Genomic DNA, 15,124 nt, shown 5'->3' on the forward strand with positions numbered 1-15,124 from the left:
GCAAGAAGGAACTGCCTCCTACGCGCGGTTCCGCTCACCATGCGCGAAACGACCCCCTCCGCGCGGAACGACCCCAGGAGGACACGAGCAAGAGGCGTCCGCGCGCGCGAAAGCGGGGCCCGTGCCGCCCCGGCACGGACCCCGCTCGTTGGCGGAGACGTCTAGCGCGCTGTCGCCAGCACGTCGTTCGTCCCCGCGGCGACGCTCACGGGTGCACCCGTGGCCGGAGTGGGCCGTCCCAGGGAACGGACGGTCCAACCCGCCTTGACCCAGTCGGTGACCGGGAGGCAGTTGCGGGCGTCGATCACGAACCGACGACCGACGATGGCGGCGAGTTCGACGGGCGAGGCCTCGACGATGTCGTCCCACTCGGTGAGGACGAGCACGACGTCGGCGTCCTCGATCGCGTCGACCATCGACGAGGCGTACGAGAGCGTCGGGAACGAGCGTCGGGCGGTCTCCATCGCCTCCGGGTCCCACAGGGTGACCTGGGCGCCGCGCAGGTGCAGCGCGGCGGCGACGTTGAGCGCCGGCGAGTCGCGGACGTCGTCGGTGAGGGGCTTGAACGCCGCCCCGATCACCGCGACGCGACGGTTGAGCACGGAACCGTCGAGCGCGTCGATCGTCATGTCGATCACGCGTTCGCGCTGCCCCATGTTGATCTCGTCGACCTGCTGCATGAGTCCGACCACGCGGCCGGCTCCGAGCTCGTTCGCACGGTGCATGAGCGCTCGGATGTCCTTCGGCAGGCAGCCACCGCCGAAGCCGAGGCCCGCGTTGAGGAACTTCCGGCCGATGCGGGCGTCGTGTCCGAGGGCGTCCGCCAGGGTCGACACGTCGGCGCCGGTGATCGCGCACATCTCCGAGATCGCGTTGATGAACGAGATCTTCGTGGCGAGGAACGCGTTGGCGCTGACCTTGACGAGCTCCGCCGTGGCGAGGTCGGTCGTGATGACCGGGGTGCCCTCGGCGATGGGTGCGGCGTAGACCTCGCGGATCACGGCGTCGGCGGCCGGGGACGCACCGCCCCAGACCAGGCGGTCCGGGTGCAGCGTGTCGTCGACGGCCTTGCCCTCGCGGAGGAACTCCGGGTTCCAGATCAGCTCCGCGTCGATGCCGGCCGGCGCGAACTCGCGGACGATGCCACGCAGACGCGCAGCGGTGCCGACCGGGACCGTCGACTTGCCGACGATGACGCCGGGGTGCGTGAGGTTCTCGGCGACGCCTCGTGTGGCGTTCTCGACGTAGGACAGGTTCGCGGCGTGCGAGCCGGCCCGCTGCGGGGTGCCGACGCAGACGAAGTGGACGTCGGCGGCGGCCACGGCCTCGGCGATCGAGGCGGTGAAGCGGAGCTTGCCGCTCGCGACGTGCTTCGTGATGAGCTCCGGCAGACCGGGCTCGTAGAACGGGACCTCGCCGGCGGCGAGGGCGGCGAGCTTCGACGGGTCGACGTCCACGCCGATCGTCTCGAAACCCATCTCGGCCATCGCGGCCGCGTGGGTGGCACCGAGGTAGCCGGTGCCGATGACGCTGATGACGGGTGCGGGACGGGTGTCGGCCGCTGCGGTCGACTTCTTGGACGCGGTCATGGCGTGACCTCCTGCAGGTCGTAGTCGATGTCGTTGCGCTTGATGCCCTTCGCGAAGGTCGCGAGGCTGTCGGCGCGGGAGTTGAGTCGCCAGTCGTTCGTGGTGCGGGCACCGTCGACGATCGTGGTGGCCACTTCGCTGAAGTACGCGAAGCCGATGATGTCCTTGTTCGCGGGGTCGGCGAGGGCGTCGAACAGCGAGGTGATCCACTGGGACTTCTGGCCGTTCGAGGCGGTGCCGCCGGTCTCGGTGGCGCCGATCTCGTTGAGGACGATGTGCTTGCCGGGTGCGATCTGACGGATCTGTGCGAGCGTCGCGCCGAACGTGTTCTGGAACGTCGGCTGCTCGACGGCCTTGCGGTAGTAGCCGCTCATGCCGACCCAGTCGACGTACTGGGCACCCGGGTAGTAGTTCTCCATGTAGGCGAGGGTCTGGTACTTCGGGTTGCCGAGGTTGTCGATGCGCGTCGGCGACCAGTTCCAGATCGCGTACTGGTTGGCACCGTTGTCCTGGAAGACCTTCCAGACGTGCTGCCAGACCTTCTTGTACGAACCGGGATCGTTCTTCTGCGCACTCGACTCGGACCAGCTGTACCACTGGCCGTTCATCTCGTGGTCGAAGCGGATCACGAGCGGCATCCCGTTCGCCTTCACCGCCTGCGCGTACTTGGTGAGGTAGGCGTCGAACTTGCCGGAGAGGATGTCCTGGTTGGTGTACCCGGGCACGTACGGCTCGTCGTTGCCGGTGGCCGCGGGCACGGACTCCCACGTCATCATCGGCAGGCGACCGTTCGCCCAGGAGCGCTGCACGGCGCTGGCGTTGAAGTCCTGGTCGAAGCCCTGGAAGTACCCGACCATGTTCGTCGCGGTGCCGACCGCCTGCTGCACCTGGTCGTACTCGGACCAGCTGAAGGGCGACTGCGCCGTGTAGAGGCCGTACCAGCGGGACTGCTGGCCGAGGATCTGCGCCTTGGTCGGGGTGCTGATCGGCGTGGTGGTGGGGTCCTTCGACGGGCCGGTGTTCGGCTTCGTGACGGAACCCCCGGACCCACCGGAACCGCCGGAGCTGCTGGAGCCACCGGATCCACCCGAGCCGCCGGAGCCGGCCGCGTTGACGGAGGTACCGGACCCGCCGGAGGAGGACGCGCCTCCAGTCCCGCTCTTCGCTGCGCCGAGCTCGGACTGCAGCGACGCGAGCTGCGCCTTGAGCTGCGTGATCTGGTCGGCACGCGACCCGGCCTGCGCGCTGCTGGAGTCGAGCTTGCCCTCGAGCGCCCAGATCTTCTCCTGCGCGGCGTCGAGCTTCGTCTGGAGCTCGGCGGCGGAGACCTTCTTCTTCGGCGGGGTGACCCCGAGCGCCTGGTGGACCGCGGTCGACACGGAGCCGGCCGGGGACACCCAGACGTTCCAGGTGATCAGCCCGAGGACGATGACGATGGCGGTGGTGCCGATGGCGGTGAGCCGAGCGTGCTTGCTGGACTGGGCCCACCACGTACTTGAGGATCGGATGAGGTCAGACAATGAGGAAGGCCTCCAGGGCGAAGACCGCGATGCCGATGCAGTACGGGATCGCGGCGTACGGGTTGTACCGGCGGACGCGTGCGGGAGCCTGCTTCGCGGGTGCCGGAGCGACGGAGGCCTGCGCGGCGGACCGGCGCGTGGCGAGCACCGTCGCGGTGGAGTTGGTGGTGGCGTCGGGGCCGAACAGTTCGTCGAACGCGCGGTCCGCGGCGCGCTGGTCCGCGGCGGCCGTGGGGTCAGCAGCGAAGGCGGCGACGGCCGGGTCCGTGGGGACGGCGTCGATCGGGCTGACCGGAGCCCGCGTCCCGACGGCCGTCGGCTGCACGGCGTCGGCGGGGTCCTCTTCCATCGGCCCGCCGGCGTAGGCACCGGCGCGGGTCCCCCAGCCGGACGCGTGCGCCAGGCGGAAGAAGCCGATGAGGCGGATCGGCATGAGGAAGAACGTCGACACGATGATGAACATCGGCAGGCGGAAGAAGTCGCTCGGCTTCTCGGCGAGGTGCCGGATCTGTCGGATCGCCATGCTGAGGACGGACGAGACCACCATGAGTCCGGCGACGTAGATGAACCCGGTGGAGAACCCGTACTGGTGCAGGATCCCCTCGTACAGGTTCGAACCCTGGCCGGTGAGGCCGCGGTAGATCCAGCCGGCGATCACGCCGAAGAGCATGAACGGCAGGATGATGTCGGTCAGGAAGAACAGCGCGAGGATCGGCGCGTGGCCGAGCATCCACGGGAGCATCCGCAGCGTGTTGTACTGCGAGCCACGGGCCCAGCGGAGCTGCTGCTTGAACAGCTTCTTCACCTGGAGCGGGGCGTCCGTGTAGACCAGCGACGTGTACTGGTAAACGGTGCGGTACCCCTCCTTGAGCGTGAGGTTCGTCAGCGTCCGGTCGTCGGACACCTCGAGGAACACGCCCATGAACTTCTCGTGCATGAAGCGGTCCATGACACGCACGAGGATGTCGCGGCGGAAGGCGATCGTGCGTCCGGGCAGGCAGCCGATCTGGCCGAGGACGCTCTGCGCGGGCATCGAGTACAGCGCGCGGGAGTTCTCCAGCCAGTCCGCCCAGCGGGTGATCCAGCTGCGCTCGGGCTCCAGGATGCGCTGACGGGTGGTCACGCCACCGACCGAGGCGTCGGCGAACGGCTTGAGCAGTTCGTCGAGCGTGCCGGGGGTCCAGACCGTGTCCGAGTCGACGAGCACGGTGATGTCGCCGGTGGACATCTCGGTGCCGACCTTGACGGCGTTGCGCTTGCCCGGGATGGGCGTGTGGGTCCAGCGGACGAGTGGGGCGAACTCGTCGCAGACCGCTTCGAGGGCCTCGTTCCGGGCGCCGTTGATGACGACGATGATCTCGCCGGGACGCTGCTCGACCATGCGGCCGATGACGTCGCGGAAGAGGTCGAGCGGTTCGTCCACGACGGGGACGACGACGCTCGTGGTGCCGGTGTAGGTACCGGTGTAGGGGCGGTAGCGGGCGGAGAGGACGACCTTGAGCAACCAGAGCAACCAGATCACCGCGGAGTACACGGCGAAGAGGTAGAACTCGGGGTGCCCGTCGACCATCTGCCTGATCTGCAGAATGAAGGTGAACATCGATCCCTGCTTCAACGTTCGAGGTGGGTGATTCCGCGCCATCGGGAAATCGGGGTCGGTTCGGGTGACCCCATTGATGCAGAAAGCGGACCGGCCTCGCAACGCGGCCCCCGTCCGGGGGCGTTACGGGGACGTTACGGGGTACGTCGCGGTCCCCCTCGCGTCGTGGCGATCGTGTCCGCACTGCTGCTGACAGCACTCCGGCGGACGCGTTTCACCCTGCCACTCACCCTGCGCGGGTCGAGCAGCGGCCTGGAGGCGCGGATCACCTCTGCAGGAAAGCCCTGTTCCGGGCCTGGTCGCCGGGCGCGGCGCACCTGCGCGGCGGGGCAGCTGCGCCGACGGCGCGATCCGTCGATCACGGCGCGGTAACGGCGCGCGGCGTCGCCGGCATCGGGGTACACGCCATCACGAACGGGGGACGGCTCGTGTTACGTCGAATTCACTTCCGAGGACCTGTCGACAAGCCACGAAACACGTCGGTCCGGGCGTGTCGCGCACGCGACAGGTGTCGGGTGCGGCCGGGAGAACGCGTCGTGGAGCCCACCCGTCAGGCGCCGTAGAACTCGCGCTCGAACACCTGCCGCGCACGCCGCGTGACGCCGAGGTAGTCGTCCTCGAGCTGCGACGCCGACCCGGGCGGGTACTCCATCAGGCGCGCCACGCCCTCGAGCTGGATGCGGTCCACGGGCAGCACGTCGGTGGTCTTCCCCGACCAGAGCACGAGCGCGCTCCGGGTCCGGGAGGCGAACCGCCACGCGGCACCCAGGCGTTCGGCGTCCTCGGCCCCGATGAACCCGGCCTCGGTCGCGGCGTCCAGGGCCTCGAGCGTCGACGTGGTCCGGAGCCCCGGCACGCTCAGCGCGTGCTGCAGCTGCAGGAGCTGGACGAACCACTCGACGTCGCTCAGCGAGCCCCGGCCGAGCTTGAGGTGCCGCGCGGGATCGGCACCACGCGGGAGTCGTTCGGACTCGACGCGGGCCTTGATGCGCCGGACCTCACGGACCTCCTGGTCGTCGATGTGGTCCGGGTACCGGGTGCGGTCGGCGAGGTGCTCGAAGTCGCGCAGGAGCTGCTGGTCCCCCACGGCGCCGCGGGCCCGGAGGAGCGCCTGCGCCTCCCAGGTCAGCGACCAGCGGGCGTAGTACGCGCCGTACGAGTCGAGGGTGCGGACCACGGGGCCGTTCTTGCCCTCGGGGCGCAGGTCGATGTCGAGGTCGAACGGGTGGATCGCGTCGTCGGTCAGCCGGGCGAGTTCGCGGACGATGGTCTGGGCCGCGCGCGACGCCTGCTCGGAGGGGATTTCCGCCGGGGCCCGGTACACGTAGAGGACGTCGGCGTCGGATCCGAAGCCGAGTTCCCGGCCGCCGTACCGTCCCATCGCGATGACGCCGAACTCCAGGCCGGCCGGGGCGTCCCGGCGGGCCAGGGTCAGCGCACCGGCGAGGGTCGACTCGGTCACGTCGCTCAGCGCGGGGCCGAGGGCGTCCACGTCGAGCTGCCCGAGCACGGCGGCCATGCCGAGGCGCAGGGTCTCCCGTCGTCGGGCGGACCGGACGAGTGCCGCGGCACCGTCGACGTCGTCACCGTGCCGTGCGGTGGTGGCCGTGACCTCGGCGAGGAGCGACTCGATCGGTCGTGGGCGCAGCAGGGTGTCCGGTTCGTCGAGCCACGCCACGGCCTCGGGGAACCGCTCGAGCAGCCCGGACAGGAACGCCGACTCGGACAGCACGGTCGTGAGCGAGTGCGCGGCACCCGAGGAGTCCCGGAGCATGCGGAGGAACCAGCTCGACTCCCCCAGGGTGTCGCTGAGCCGGCGGAAGGCCAGGAGTGCGCGGTCGGGGGCCGGTCCCTCCGCCATCCACCGCAGCAGTACGGGGAGCAGGTTCCGCTGGATCGCCGCGCGACGGCTCGTGCCCTGGGTCAGGGCGCGGATGTGGCTCAGCGCGCCGGCCGGGTCCGCGAAGCCGATCGCACCGAGGCGGTCGACGGCCTGGTCGCTCGTCAGCACGATGTCGCCGTCGCTCGCGGCCACGGCGGACAGGAGCGGACGGTAGAAGAGCCGCTCGTGCAGGCCCCGGACCTCGAGCTTCACGCCGCGCCAGCGTGTCTCGAGGGCGGACGCCGACTTCGCGAGGCCGCTCGACCTCGCCAGGACCCGCAGTTCCTCTTCGTCGGAGGGCATCAGGTGCGTGCGCTGGAGCCGGCGGAGCTGGATGCGGTGTTCGAGCACGCGGAGCAGGGCGTAGTCGGGGCCGAAGCGTGCGGCCTCTGGCCTGCCGACGTAGCCGGCGTCGGTGAGGGCGTCCATCGCCTCGAGCGTGGAGCGGACCCGGACCGACTCGTCGTCGCGACCGTGCACGAGCTGGAGGAGCTGCACCGTGAACTCGACGTCGCGCAGGCCGCCGGGACCGAGCTTGAGCTGCCGATCGACCTCGGCGTCCGGGATGTGCTCCGTGACCCGCTCCCGCATGCGCTGCACGGACTCGACGAACCCGGGGCGCTTCGCGGAGTTCCACACGAACGGGCCGACGGCGGCGGCGTAGCGCTCCCCCAGGTCGGCGGACCCGGCGATCGGCCGCGCCTTGAGCAGCGCCTGGAACTCCCACTCCTTCGCCCAGCGCTCGTAGTACGCCACGTGCGAGTCGAGCGTCCGGACGAGTGCGCCGTCCTTGCCCTCCGGTCGGAGGTTCGCGTCGACCTCCCACAGCGCGGGCTCGGCGGCGAGGTCGGTGATGGCGTGCGTGGCCGCGATCGCCAGGCGGGTGGAGATGAGGACGGCGCGGTCGGTGCCGATGGTGTCGGTGGGCTCCGTGACGAAGATGACGTCGACGTCGCTGACGTAGTTGAGCTCCCGCGCACCCGCCTTGCCCATCGCGATGACGGCGAGCGGGGTCGCGGCGACGTCGGCCGCCGGGAACGGTACCTCACGCCGGGCGACGTCCACCGCGGCCTCGAGCGCGGCGCCGGCGAGGTCGGCCAGCCCCGCGGCCACGGCCGGGAACGCCTCGGTCGGCGACACGTTCAGGACGTCGAAGAGGGCGATCTGCGCCAGGTGCCGGCGGTAGCGCACCCGGAGCCGGAGCCGGGCGCCCTCACCCGTGGCACCGTCGATCGCGGCGAGCAGCGACTCCGTGTACCGCTCCTGCGACCACGGCTCGGTCACCGGGTCGAGCAGCAGCGCGATCTCGGCCGGTCGGCGGTGCAGGAACTCACCGAGCCCGACCGACGCGCCGAGCAACCGGACGAGGCGTTCGGTGGCCGCCTCGTCGGCGAGCACCGGACGGAGCTCGTCGGGCGCGCGCTCGAGCAGCCGCTCGAGCGCGCGGAGCGCGCCGTCCGGATCGGCGGTCGACTCCCACAGGGCCGCGGCGTCGCTCACCGGGACCTGCAGGTCGGAGCCGAACCGTGCCTCCAGGTCGGCGATCCGCTGCAGGCTCTCCGAGAGCTCCGCGAAGCCCAGGCGGGCCAACTCGGAACGTGACGTCGTCGTCCGGCCGGTCATCTGGCGCGTGTCCCGCGGACCGTCAGAGCGCGCCGAGGTTGGTGTCGAGCTCGAACGGCGTGACCTGGTCGCGGTAGCGCTTCCACTCCTGCCGCTTGTTGAGCAGCACGAAGTTGAACACCTGCTCGCCGAGCGTCTCCGCCACGAGCTCCGAGTCCTCCATGAGGCTCAGGGCGTGGTCGAGGCTCGCCGGCAGCTGGCTGTACCCGAGGGCGCGGCGCTCGGAGTCCGTCAGGCTCCAGACGTTGTCCTCGGCCTCTGGCGGGAGCTCGTAGCCCTCGTCGATGCCCTTGAGGCCCGCGGCGAGCAGCAGCGAGTACGCCAGGTACGGGTTCGCTGCCGAGTCGATGCCGCGGTACTCGACGCGGGCGGACTGGCCCTTGTTCGGCTTGTACAGCGGGACGCGGACGAGCGCCGAGCGGTTGTTGTGGCCCCAGGTCACGAAGGACGGGGCCTCGTCGCCGCCCCAGAGGCGCTTGTACGAGTTCACGAACTGGTTCGTGACCGCCGTGATCTCCGGCGCGTGCTTGAGGACACCGGCGATGAAGTGCTTCGCGGTCTCGGACAGCTGGTACTGCCCTCCGGCCTCGTAGAAGGCGTTCTGGTCGCCCTCGAACAGCGAGACGTGCGTGTGCATCCCGGAGCCGGGCTGGCCCGAGATCGGCTTCGGCATGAACGTCGCGTAGACGCCCTGCTCGATCGCGACCTCCTTCACGACGGTGCGGAACGTCATGATGTTGTCCGCCATCGTGAGCGCGTCGGCGTAGCGCAGGTCGATCTCGTTCTGGCCCGGGCCGGCCTCGTGGTGGCTGAACTCCACCGAGATGCCGAGGTCCTCGAGCATGCGGACCGAGCGGCGACGGAAGTCGTGGGCACTGCCGCCGGGGACGTTGTCGAAGTAGCCGGCGCGGTCGACGGGCTGCGGGCCGCCGTCCTGCCAGTCGCGGCTCTTCAGCAGGTAGAACTCGATCTCCGGGTGCGTGTAGAACGTGAAGCCGCGCTCGCTCGCCTTCGCCAGCGTGCGCTTCAGCACGTTGCGGGGGTCGGCGACGGCGGGCTGACCGTCCGGCGTCGTGATGTCGCAGAACATCCGCGCGGTGGGGTCGATCTCGCCGCGCCACGGGAGGATCTGGAACGTCGAGGGGTCCGGGTGGGCCAGGACGTCGGCCTCGTAGCTCCGCGTCAGGCCCTCGATCGCGGAGCCGTCGAACCCGATGCCCTCGGCGAACGCACCCTCGACCTCGGCCGGGGCGATCGCCACCGACTTCAGCGTCCCGATGACGTCCGTGAACCAGAGTCGGATGAACTTGATGCCCCGCTCCTCGATGGTGCGGAGCACGAAGTCCGTCTGCTTGTCCATTGACGCCCTTTCCGTGGTGCAGCTGGGATGCTCAGCCTATTGGTCTTCGTCGTCCCAACGCTCGTTGTTCGCCTTGATCCGGTCCAGGGCGTGTTGCGCTTCCTCACGCGTGTCGAACGGGCCGATGCGGTCGCGCTGCGGGGACTGTGGGCCCTGCTCGACGGCGTGCGTCTTCTCGTTGAACCACCACTGGGACTCGATGCGTTCGTCGCTCATGCCGCCACCGTACCCATCCGGCGTGTGCGCGGGGCCGCGCTGCTCACCGATGCCGGATCTGTCGCTTCCGTCGAAGCGACAGATCGCCGCCGAACGTCGGTGGGTATCTGTCGCCTCGGCGGACCGGACGCCGCGCGGAGCGCGGATCTGTCGCTCTGGCGGACCGGACGCGGAGGTGGACCGGACGTGGCAGAGGCGCACCTTCGGGGCGCGCCCCGCGCGCATGGTGCCCGCCTGGAGGCGCGGTGCCGGCCCGGCGGACCGGCACCGGGCCTCCAGGCGGGCACGTCGCACCCCGCACCCGCGTCGCGGGGACCGCGCACCTGGCTAGAGTGGTCCGCATGCCCCGGGACGAACACGGACACCTGACCGCTGGCCGCCTCTCCCCGCAGCGGCCCGTCCCGAAGGACATCGAGCGCCCCGAGTACGTCGGCCGGGCGGAGCCGCACGAGCACGGGCTCGGTGACACCTACTCGCCGGACGAGGTCGAGCGCATCCGGGTCGCCGGCCGCATCGCCTCCCAGGCCATCGACGCCGTGGGCGAGGCGATCCGCCCTGGGGTCACCACCGACGAGCTCGACCGAATCGGCCACGAGTTCGTCGTGTCGCACGGCGCCTACCCCTCGACGCTCGGCTACCGCGGGTACCCCAAGTCGCTCTGCTCCAGCCTCAACGAGGTCATCTGCCACGGGATCCCCGACGACACCGTCCTGCAGGACGGCGACCTCGTCAACATCGACATCACCGCCTACAAGGACGGGATGCACGGCGACACGAACCGGACCTTCATCGTCGGCGAGGGCACGCAAGAGGTCCGCGACCTCGTCTCACGGACCGAGGAGGCGCTCCGTCGGGGCATCCGCGCCGTCGCCCCGGGCCGCCAGGTCAACGTCATCGGCCGCGCGATCGAGGCGTACGCGAAGCGCTTCGGCTACGGCGTCGTCCGGGACTACACGGGCCACGGGGTCGGGCGTGCGTTCCACTCCGGGCTGATCATCCCGCACTACGACGCACCACGCTTCGACGACGTCATCGAGCCCGGCATGGTCTTCACGATCGAACCGATGCTCACGCTCGGCGGCATCGAGGCGGACATCTGGGCCGACGAATGGACCGTCTCCACGCGGGACAAGTCGTGGACCGCACAGTTCGAGCACACCCTCGTCGTCACCGAGCGCGGCGCGGAACTCCTCACCGTCTCCTGACACCCCTACCGAAAGGCTCCTCATGACCTCCCTCGCAGTCGGCGTCGACATCGGCGGTACGGGCATCAAGGGCGCGATCGTCGACGTCACCACCGGCGAACTCACCACCGACCGGATCAAGAAGGCCACGCCCGAGGGCGGGAAACCGCACGACATCGTGGCGGTGGCGAAGTCCATCGTCGAGGAGCTCGCCCCCGCGGCGGACGTGCCGGTCGGGGTCTGCTTCCCGGCGATCGTCCGCGACGGCAAGACGATGTCGGCCGCGAACGTGTCGAAGAAGTGGATCGGCTTCGAGGCCGAGGCGCTCTTCGAGAAGGAGCTCGGCCGCTCCATCCACTTCGTGAACGACGCCGACGCCGCCGGGTTCGCCGAGCAGCAGTTCGGCGCGGCGAAGGGCAAGGACGGGCTGGTCGTCGTCACGACCCTGGGCACGGGCATCGGCAGCGCGCTCATCAACGACGGCGTCCTCATCGTCAACTCGGAGCTCGGGCACCTGGAGATCGACGGGCACGACGCCGAGTCGCGGGCGTCCTTCGCTGCCAAGGAGCGGGACGACCTGTCCTGGAAGCACTGGGCGAAGCGCCTGCAGAAGTACTACTCGACGCTTGAGGCCCTGCTCTCCCCCGAGCTCTTCGTCGTCGGTGGTGGCGTGTCGAAGCAGTACGAGGAGTTCCTCCCGCTGCTCGACCTGCAGGCGGACATCATCCCGGCGACCCTCCGCAACAACGCGGGCATCATCGGTGCCGCGACCCTGGCCGCCCGGTCGCAGTCGTAGCGCGCACGTCCGACCCGCCAGCTCGGACGTCGAGGTCGCACAACACGCCGTGCCCTGTGCGCCGAGGTCGCAGAATCGGCCGCCCGAGCCCGCTCCGAGCGACACTTCGCGCGACCTCGGCACCCCGGCCGCTACACTGAGTCCCGCGAATGGGTCGGTGAGACGGTCGCGTCACTCCCCCGGGAGTGCCGAGGAACGTCCGGGCTCCACAGAGCAGGGCGGTGGGTAACACCCACCCGGAGCAATCCGCGAGACAGTGCCACAGAAAGCAGACCGCCGGCGGCGACGTCGGTAAGGGTGAAACGGTGGTGTAAGAGACCACCAGGGGTCCGGGTGACCGGATCCGCTCGGTAAACCTCGCCCGGAGCAAGGTCAGACAGAGGACGCTGAGGCTGCTCGCCGAGTCCTCGGGTAGACCGCTGGAGGCCGACGGCAACGTCGGTCCGAGAGAGATGGCCGTCACCGCCACGCAAGTGACGGGACAGAACCCGGCGTACGGCCGGCCCATTCGCACCACACACGGTCTGGCGGCCGAGACTCGCGCCGGTGCGGCGCACGCGACGCGCGCGCGGACGGCCTGGAGGCGCGGTACCAGCTGGCACCGCGCCTCCAGTCCGTCCGTGGGTCGCGTCTAGAGCCCGGACTCCGCCGTCCGCACCAGGATCGCGTCGCTGTCGGGGCAGAGCACGACGTCGTCGGGCGCGGCCCGGCGGATCGTCTGCAGGTCCGAGTTGGTGAGGGTCACGCCCGAGGCGGTCGACACCCCACCCTGGAGCAGCGACGCCCCGAAGCCGTAGCGCGCCCGCTGCCGGTCGTAGAGCGCCAGGAGCTCGGCGGGCACCTTCGCGGCGACGTCCGCACGGCTCTGCACGGCCGAGGCACGGTCGGACTCGAGCCGTGCGATCTCGGCGTCGCGCTCGGCGGCGAGTCCGGCACGCGAGGCCTCGACGTCGGCGAGCTGCGCCTCGATGTCACCGACGCGGGCGCGGAAGCCGTCGAGGGTCTCCATGACCTCGAGCTCGGCCGTCTCGAGGTCGCCGATCCGCCGCTGGAGCGAGTCGAGCTCGCTCTGGAGCCCGGCGGCGTCCTTCGCGCTCGACACGTTCTGGAGCATGGTGGTGTCGCGCTCGACCCGGGCCTGCGCCGTCGCCGTGTCGGACTCGAGGCGGGCGAGCTCCCGCTCGGCGTCCTCGACCTCGCCGGTCGCCGCGGCGAGGGAGGCACGCAGCCCAGCCGCGGTGGTGCTCAGCTCGGTCAGTCGGTCGCCCTTCTGGAGCGACGTGATCCGGTGGGCGATCCGGGTGACGTCGTTGTCGAGTCGCTGGACGTCGAGGAGGATGACCTGGTCCTCGGGTGCTGCCTTCATGGTCAGGCTCCTTCAGTGTGGGTGGTGGGTTCGGCGGCCGGCAGGACGGCGAAGTCCCACGGGTCGGTACGGAGGTCGCTCACGGTGACGCGGACCCCGGCGGCGGCGCGCAGCTGCTCGGCGGCGATGTCGAGCCAGAGCCACTCGGTGGCCCAGTGCGACGTGTCGATGAGGGCCGGGCCCCCACCGAGCAACGCCTGCTCGCGGAACTCGGACGCCGGGTGGTGCCGGAGGTCGCTCGTGACGTAGACGTCGGCGTCGAGCACGGCGGGGTTCCGCAGGTAGGCGTCGCCGGCGCCGGCGCAGAGTGCCACCGTGCGGATCGGCTGGTCGAAGTCCCCCGAGACCCGGACGCCCGTGGCGGTGCCGGGCAGCAGGTCGACGAGCGCGCGGGCCAGGGTACCGAGGGTGGTGGGCTCGGCGAGGGTCCCGACCCGGCCGATGCCCGTCGACGGGTCGGCGCCCGGCTCGAGCGGACGCTGGTCGATCAGGCCGAGCCGGTCCGCGAGCACGGCCGAGGTGCCCGTGGTGACGACGTCGGCGTTCGTGTGCGCCGCGACGAGTGCGGTGCCGCCCCGGACGAGCGTCGCGAGCACGCGGCCCTTGTAGGTCGACTCGGCGATCGTCGTCACGCCGCGGAGCAGGAGCGGGTGGTGCGTCAGGAGCAGGTCGGCACCGGCCTCGACGGCTTCGTGCGCGGTCGCGGGGACGGCGTCGACGGCGAGGTGCACGTGTTCGATCGTCTGGTCGGGGTCACCGGCGACGAGACCGACGGCGTCCCACGACTCGGCTCCTGCGGCGGGCCACAGGTCTTCGATCACGGCCTGGAGTTCGCGGAGCGTCGGCATCCCGTCAGTCTACCGAGCGGACCGTGCGACCGAGGCCGCCTGTGGATCAGCGACGACCGAACGCGTGCAGGACGCGGGCGACGAGTCGTGCCCACCAGCCGGGCTGGCTCGCCTCGTCGACCTCGCCGGTGCGGTGCACGGCGTCCGCCGCCTCGGCCGTCACCGTGTCGGTGGCCGTCGTCGGCTGCACGGCCTCCGGCAGGACCACCGGGGTGCTCGCGGTCGTGCCGACGTGCGCGGTGAGCGCGGCGGCGAACGCGGCACGGTCGATGACCGTGGGGCCGGTCGCGGGCTGGATGAGCGGGGTCGGTCGCGTGTTCGCCGAGACCGGGGAGACGACCGGGAGGGACAACACCGGACGAGCGACCTCGTCACGTGCCGAGGTGGTCGGCTCCGGGGCGTCGATCGCGTCGACGACGTCGGTCGCCTCGACGAGGGCGGGCACTGCCGTCGCGGGAGCAGCCGGTACGACGCGCTGCACCGGGACCGTGCCGGTGGCGGCACGGCGGGTGGCGGCACGGTCGCGACGGTCGGACTCGAGCGCCGCGTCGGCGAGCAGGTCGGCGAAGACGGTGTGGGCGAAGGCCCGGGCGGCCTCCACCTCGGGGTCCGTCTGCTCGGCGACGGTGGCCTCCCACGCGGCGAGGCGCGCGAGGTCCTCGTCGCGGCGACGGACCTCGTCCTCGAGGATCACGATGCGCTCGATCGTGGTGCGACCGCTCGACGCGGACACCTCGACGGCGAGGTCTTCGATGCGGAGGGCGAGGCGCTCCGGGGGTTCGGGGAACGACGGGGCGCAGGCAGCAGCGTGCCGGGCACGGTCGCGGGGCCGGCGGAAGGCGGAGTCGTCCGTCGCGGCCGACGGCACCGGCTGGGTGGCGTCCACCTCCGGCGCGGGGACGGTGCTGGCGGGCTCGACTGCGGCGTCCGACGCTGCGTCCGGTCGCTGCACGGGGCCGGTGACCGGCGGGACCACGAGGTCCGCCAGGTACGGGGCGCGCGTCGCCGGGGCGTCACGGAGCCACTCCTCGAGCTCGCGACCGAAGGGGTCGACGAGGGGGGTGCGTGCACCGGACTGCGTTTCCATGGTCGGAGCATAAATATCGCGACGCACGAATCCGTGGACATCCGCGGTGTGTC

At 70.9% G+C, this 15,124-nt stretch carries 11 protein-coding genes and 1 other RNA gene; 3 read left to right on the forward strand and 9 right to left on the reverse strand.

The features are described 5' to 3' along the window. Positions 1-161: 161 nt before the first annotated feature. The 6 genes from FS532_RS02940 to FS532_RS02965 all read right to left on the reverse strand — a co-directional run bounded on the left by FS532_RS02940 (position 162) and on the right by FS532_RS02965 (position 9,790). Entirely contained in the window at positions 162-1,589 is a 1,428-nt protein-coding gene (locus tag FS532_RS02940; protein WP_144750141.1) for a UDP-glucose dehydrogenase family protein, read from the reverse strand. Beyond that, positions 1,586-3,109: a glycoside hydrolase family 26 protein gene (locus FS532_RS19125; RefSeq protein ID WP_144750143.1), complete on the reverse strand. Its 1,524-nt coding sequence runs from the start codon at positions 3,107-3,109 to the stop codon at positions 1,586-1,588. Before FS532_RS19125 ends, FS532_RS02940 begins: the two co-directional genes overlap by 4 nt. Next, positions 3,102-4,709, reverse strand: coding sequence for a glycosyltransferase family 2 protein (locus FS532_RS02950; protein ID WP_144750145.1), 1,608 nt, complete (start codon positions 4,707-4,709; stop codon positions 3,102-3,104). The genes FS532_RS19125 and FS532_RS02950 overlap by 8 nt, the downstream gene beginning before the upstream one ends. A gap of 550 nt (positions 4,710-5,259) precedes the next feature. Beyond that, entirely contained in the window at positions 5,260-8,214 is a 2,955-nt protein-coding gene (locus tag FS532_RS02955) for a bifunctional [glutamine synthetase] adenylyltransferase/[glutamine synthetase]-adenylyl-L-tyrosine phosphorylase (protein WP_144750147.1), read from the reverse strand. Between the two features lie 22 nt (positions 8,215-8,236). Beyond that, positions 8,237-9,574 (reverse strand): type I glutamate--ammonia ligase, encoded by a 1,338-nt coding sequence (gene glnA, locus FS532_RS02960; RefSeq protein WP_079235857.1) that lies wholly within the window; start codon positions 9,572-9,574, stop codon positions 8,237-8,239. 36 nt (positions 9,575-9,610) lie between these two features. Beyond that, on the reverse strand, positions 9,611-9,790 hold the full coding sequence (locus FS532_RS02965; RefSeq protein WP_022906735.1) for an SPOR domain-containing protein: 180 nt from the start codon (positions 9,788-9,790) through the stop codon (positions 9,611-9,613). A gap of 341 nt (positions 9,791-10,131) precedes the next feature. Here FS532_RS02965 and map point away from each other — a divergent pair, with 341 nt between their 5' ends. From map to rnpB, 3 genes are all read left to right on the forward strand, one after another. Continuing rightward, a complete protein-coding gene (gene map / locus FS532_RS02970; RefSeq protein ID WP_144750149.1) occupies positions 10,132-10,995 on the forward strand; it encodes a type I methionyl aminopeptidase in 864 nt (287 codons plus the stop codon). A 22-nt stretch (positions 10,996-11,017) separates the two neighbouring features. Beyond that, positions 11,018-11,770: a polyphosphate--glucose phosphotransferase gene (gene ppgK, locus FS532_RS02975; protein WP_144750151.1), complete on the forward strand. Its 753-nt coding sequence runs from the start codon at positions 11,018-11,020 to the stop codon at positions 11,768-11,770. A 150-nt stretch (positions 11,771-11,920) separates the two neighbouring features. Beyond that, positions 11,921-12,281, forward strand: an RNA gene (gene rnpB / locus FS532_RS02980) — RNase P RNA component class A. Positions 12,282-12,401: 120 nt separating this feature from the next. On the opposite strand, the gene FS532_RS02985 is transcribed toward rnpB, so the two are convergent. From FS532_RS02985 to FS532_RS02995, 3 genes are read right to left on the reverse strand one after another with little or no spacing between them, the layout of a single operon-like run. Then, the gene (locus FS532_RS02985; RefSeq protein WP_144750153.1) at positions 12,402-13,136 is read right to left on the reverse strand and encodes a zinc ribbon domain-containing protein; all 735 of its coding nucleotides are present in this window, start codon (positions 13,134-13,136) and stop codon (positions 12,402-12,404) included. 2 nt (positions 13,137-13,138) lie between these two features. Next, positions 13,139-13,984 carry a Nif3-like dinuclear metal center hexameric protein gene (locus FS532_RS02990; RefSeq protein ID WP_144750155.1) on the reverse strand — a complete coding sequence of 282 codons (846 nt, stop codon included), beginning with the start codon at positions 13,982-13,984 and terminating at the stop codon, positions 13,139-13,141. Between the two features lie 46 nt (positions 13,985-14,030). After that, positions 14,031-15,071: a hypothetical protein gene (locus FS532_RS02995; protein WP_144750157.1), complete on the reverse strand. Its 1,041-nt coding sequence runs from the start codon at positions 15,069-15,071 to the stop codon at positions 14,031-14,033. Positions 15,072-15,124: the final 53 nt, after the last annotated feature.

Source organism: Curtobacterium pusillum, from assembly GCF_007673235.1.
Taxonomy (GTDB): domain Bacteria; phylum Actinomycetota; class Actinomycetes; order Actinomycetales; family Microbacteriaceae; genus Curtobacterium; species Curtobacterium pusillum_C.

Bases quoted from the DNA above. Each gene is read 5' to 3' on its own strand.
- map (WP_144750149.1), top strand. From the start codon at position 10,132: ATGCCCCGGGACGAACACGGACACCTGACCGCTGGCCGCCTCTCCCCG.
- FS532_RS02950 (WP_144750145.1), bottom strand. From the start codon at position 4,709: ATGTTCACCTTCATTCTGCAGATCAGGCAGATGGTCGACGGGCACCCC.
- FS532_RS02965 (WP_022906735.1), bottom strand. From the start codon at position 9,790: ATGAGCGACGAACGCATCGAGTCCCAGTGGTGGTTCAACGAGAAGACG.
- FS532_RS02955 (WP_144750147.1), bottom strand. From the start codon at position 8,214: ATGACCGGCCGGACGACGACGTCACGTTCCGAGTTGGCCCGCCTGGGC.
- FS532_RS02995 (WP_144750157.1), bottom strand. From the start codon at position 15,071: ATGGAAACGCAGTCCGGTGCACGCACCCCCCTCGTCGACCCCTTCGGT.
- FS532_RS02940 (WP_144750141.1), bottom strand. From the start codon at position 1,589: ATGACCGCGTCCAAGAAGTCGACCGCAGCGGCCGACACCCGTCCCGCA.
- FS532_RS02990 (WP_144750155.1), bottom strand. From the start codon at position 13,984: ATGCCGACGCTCCGCGAACTCCAGGCCGTGATCGAAGACCTGTGGCCC.
- FS532_RS02985 (WP_144750153.1), bottom strand. From the start codon at position 13,136: ATGAAGGCAGCACCCGAGGACCAGGTCATCCTCCTCGACGTCCAGCGA.
- ppgK (WP_144750151.1), top strand. From the start codon at position 11,018: ATGACCTCCCTCGCAGTCGGCGTCGACATCGGCGGTACGGGCATCAAG.
- glnA (WP_079235857.1), bottom strand. From the start codon at position 9,574: ATGGACAAGCAGACGGACTTCGTGCTCCGCACCATCGAGGAGCGGGGC.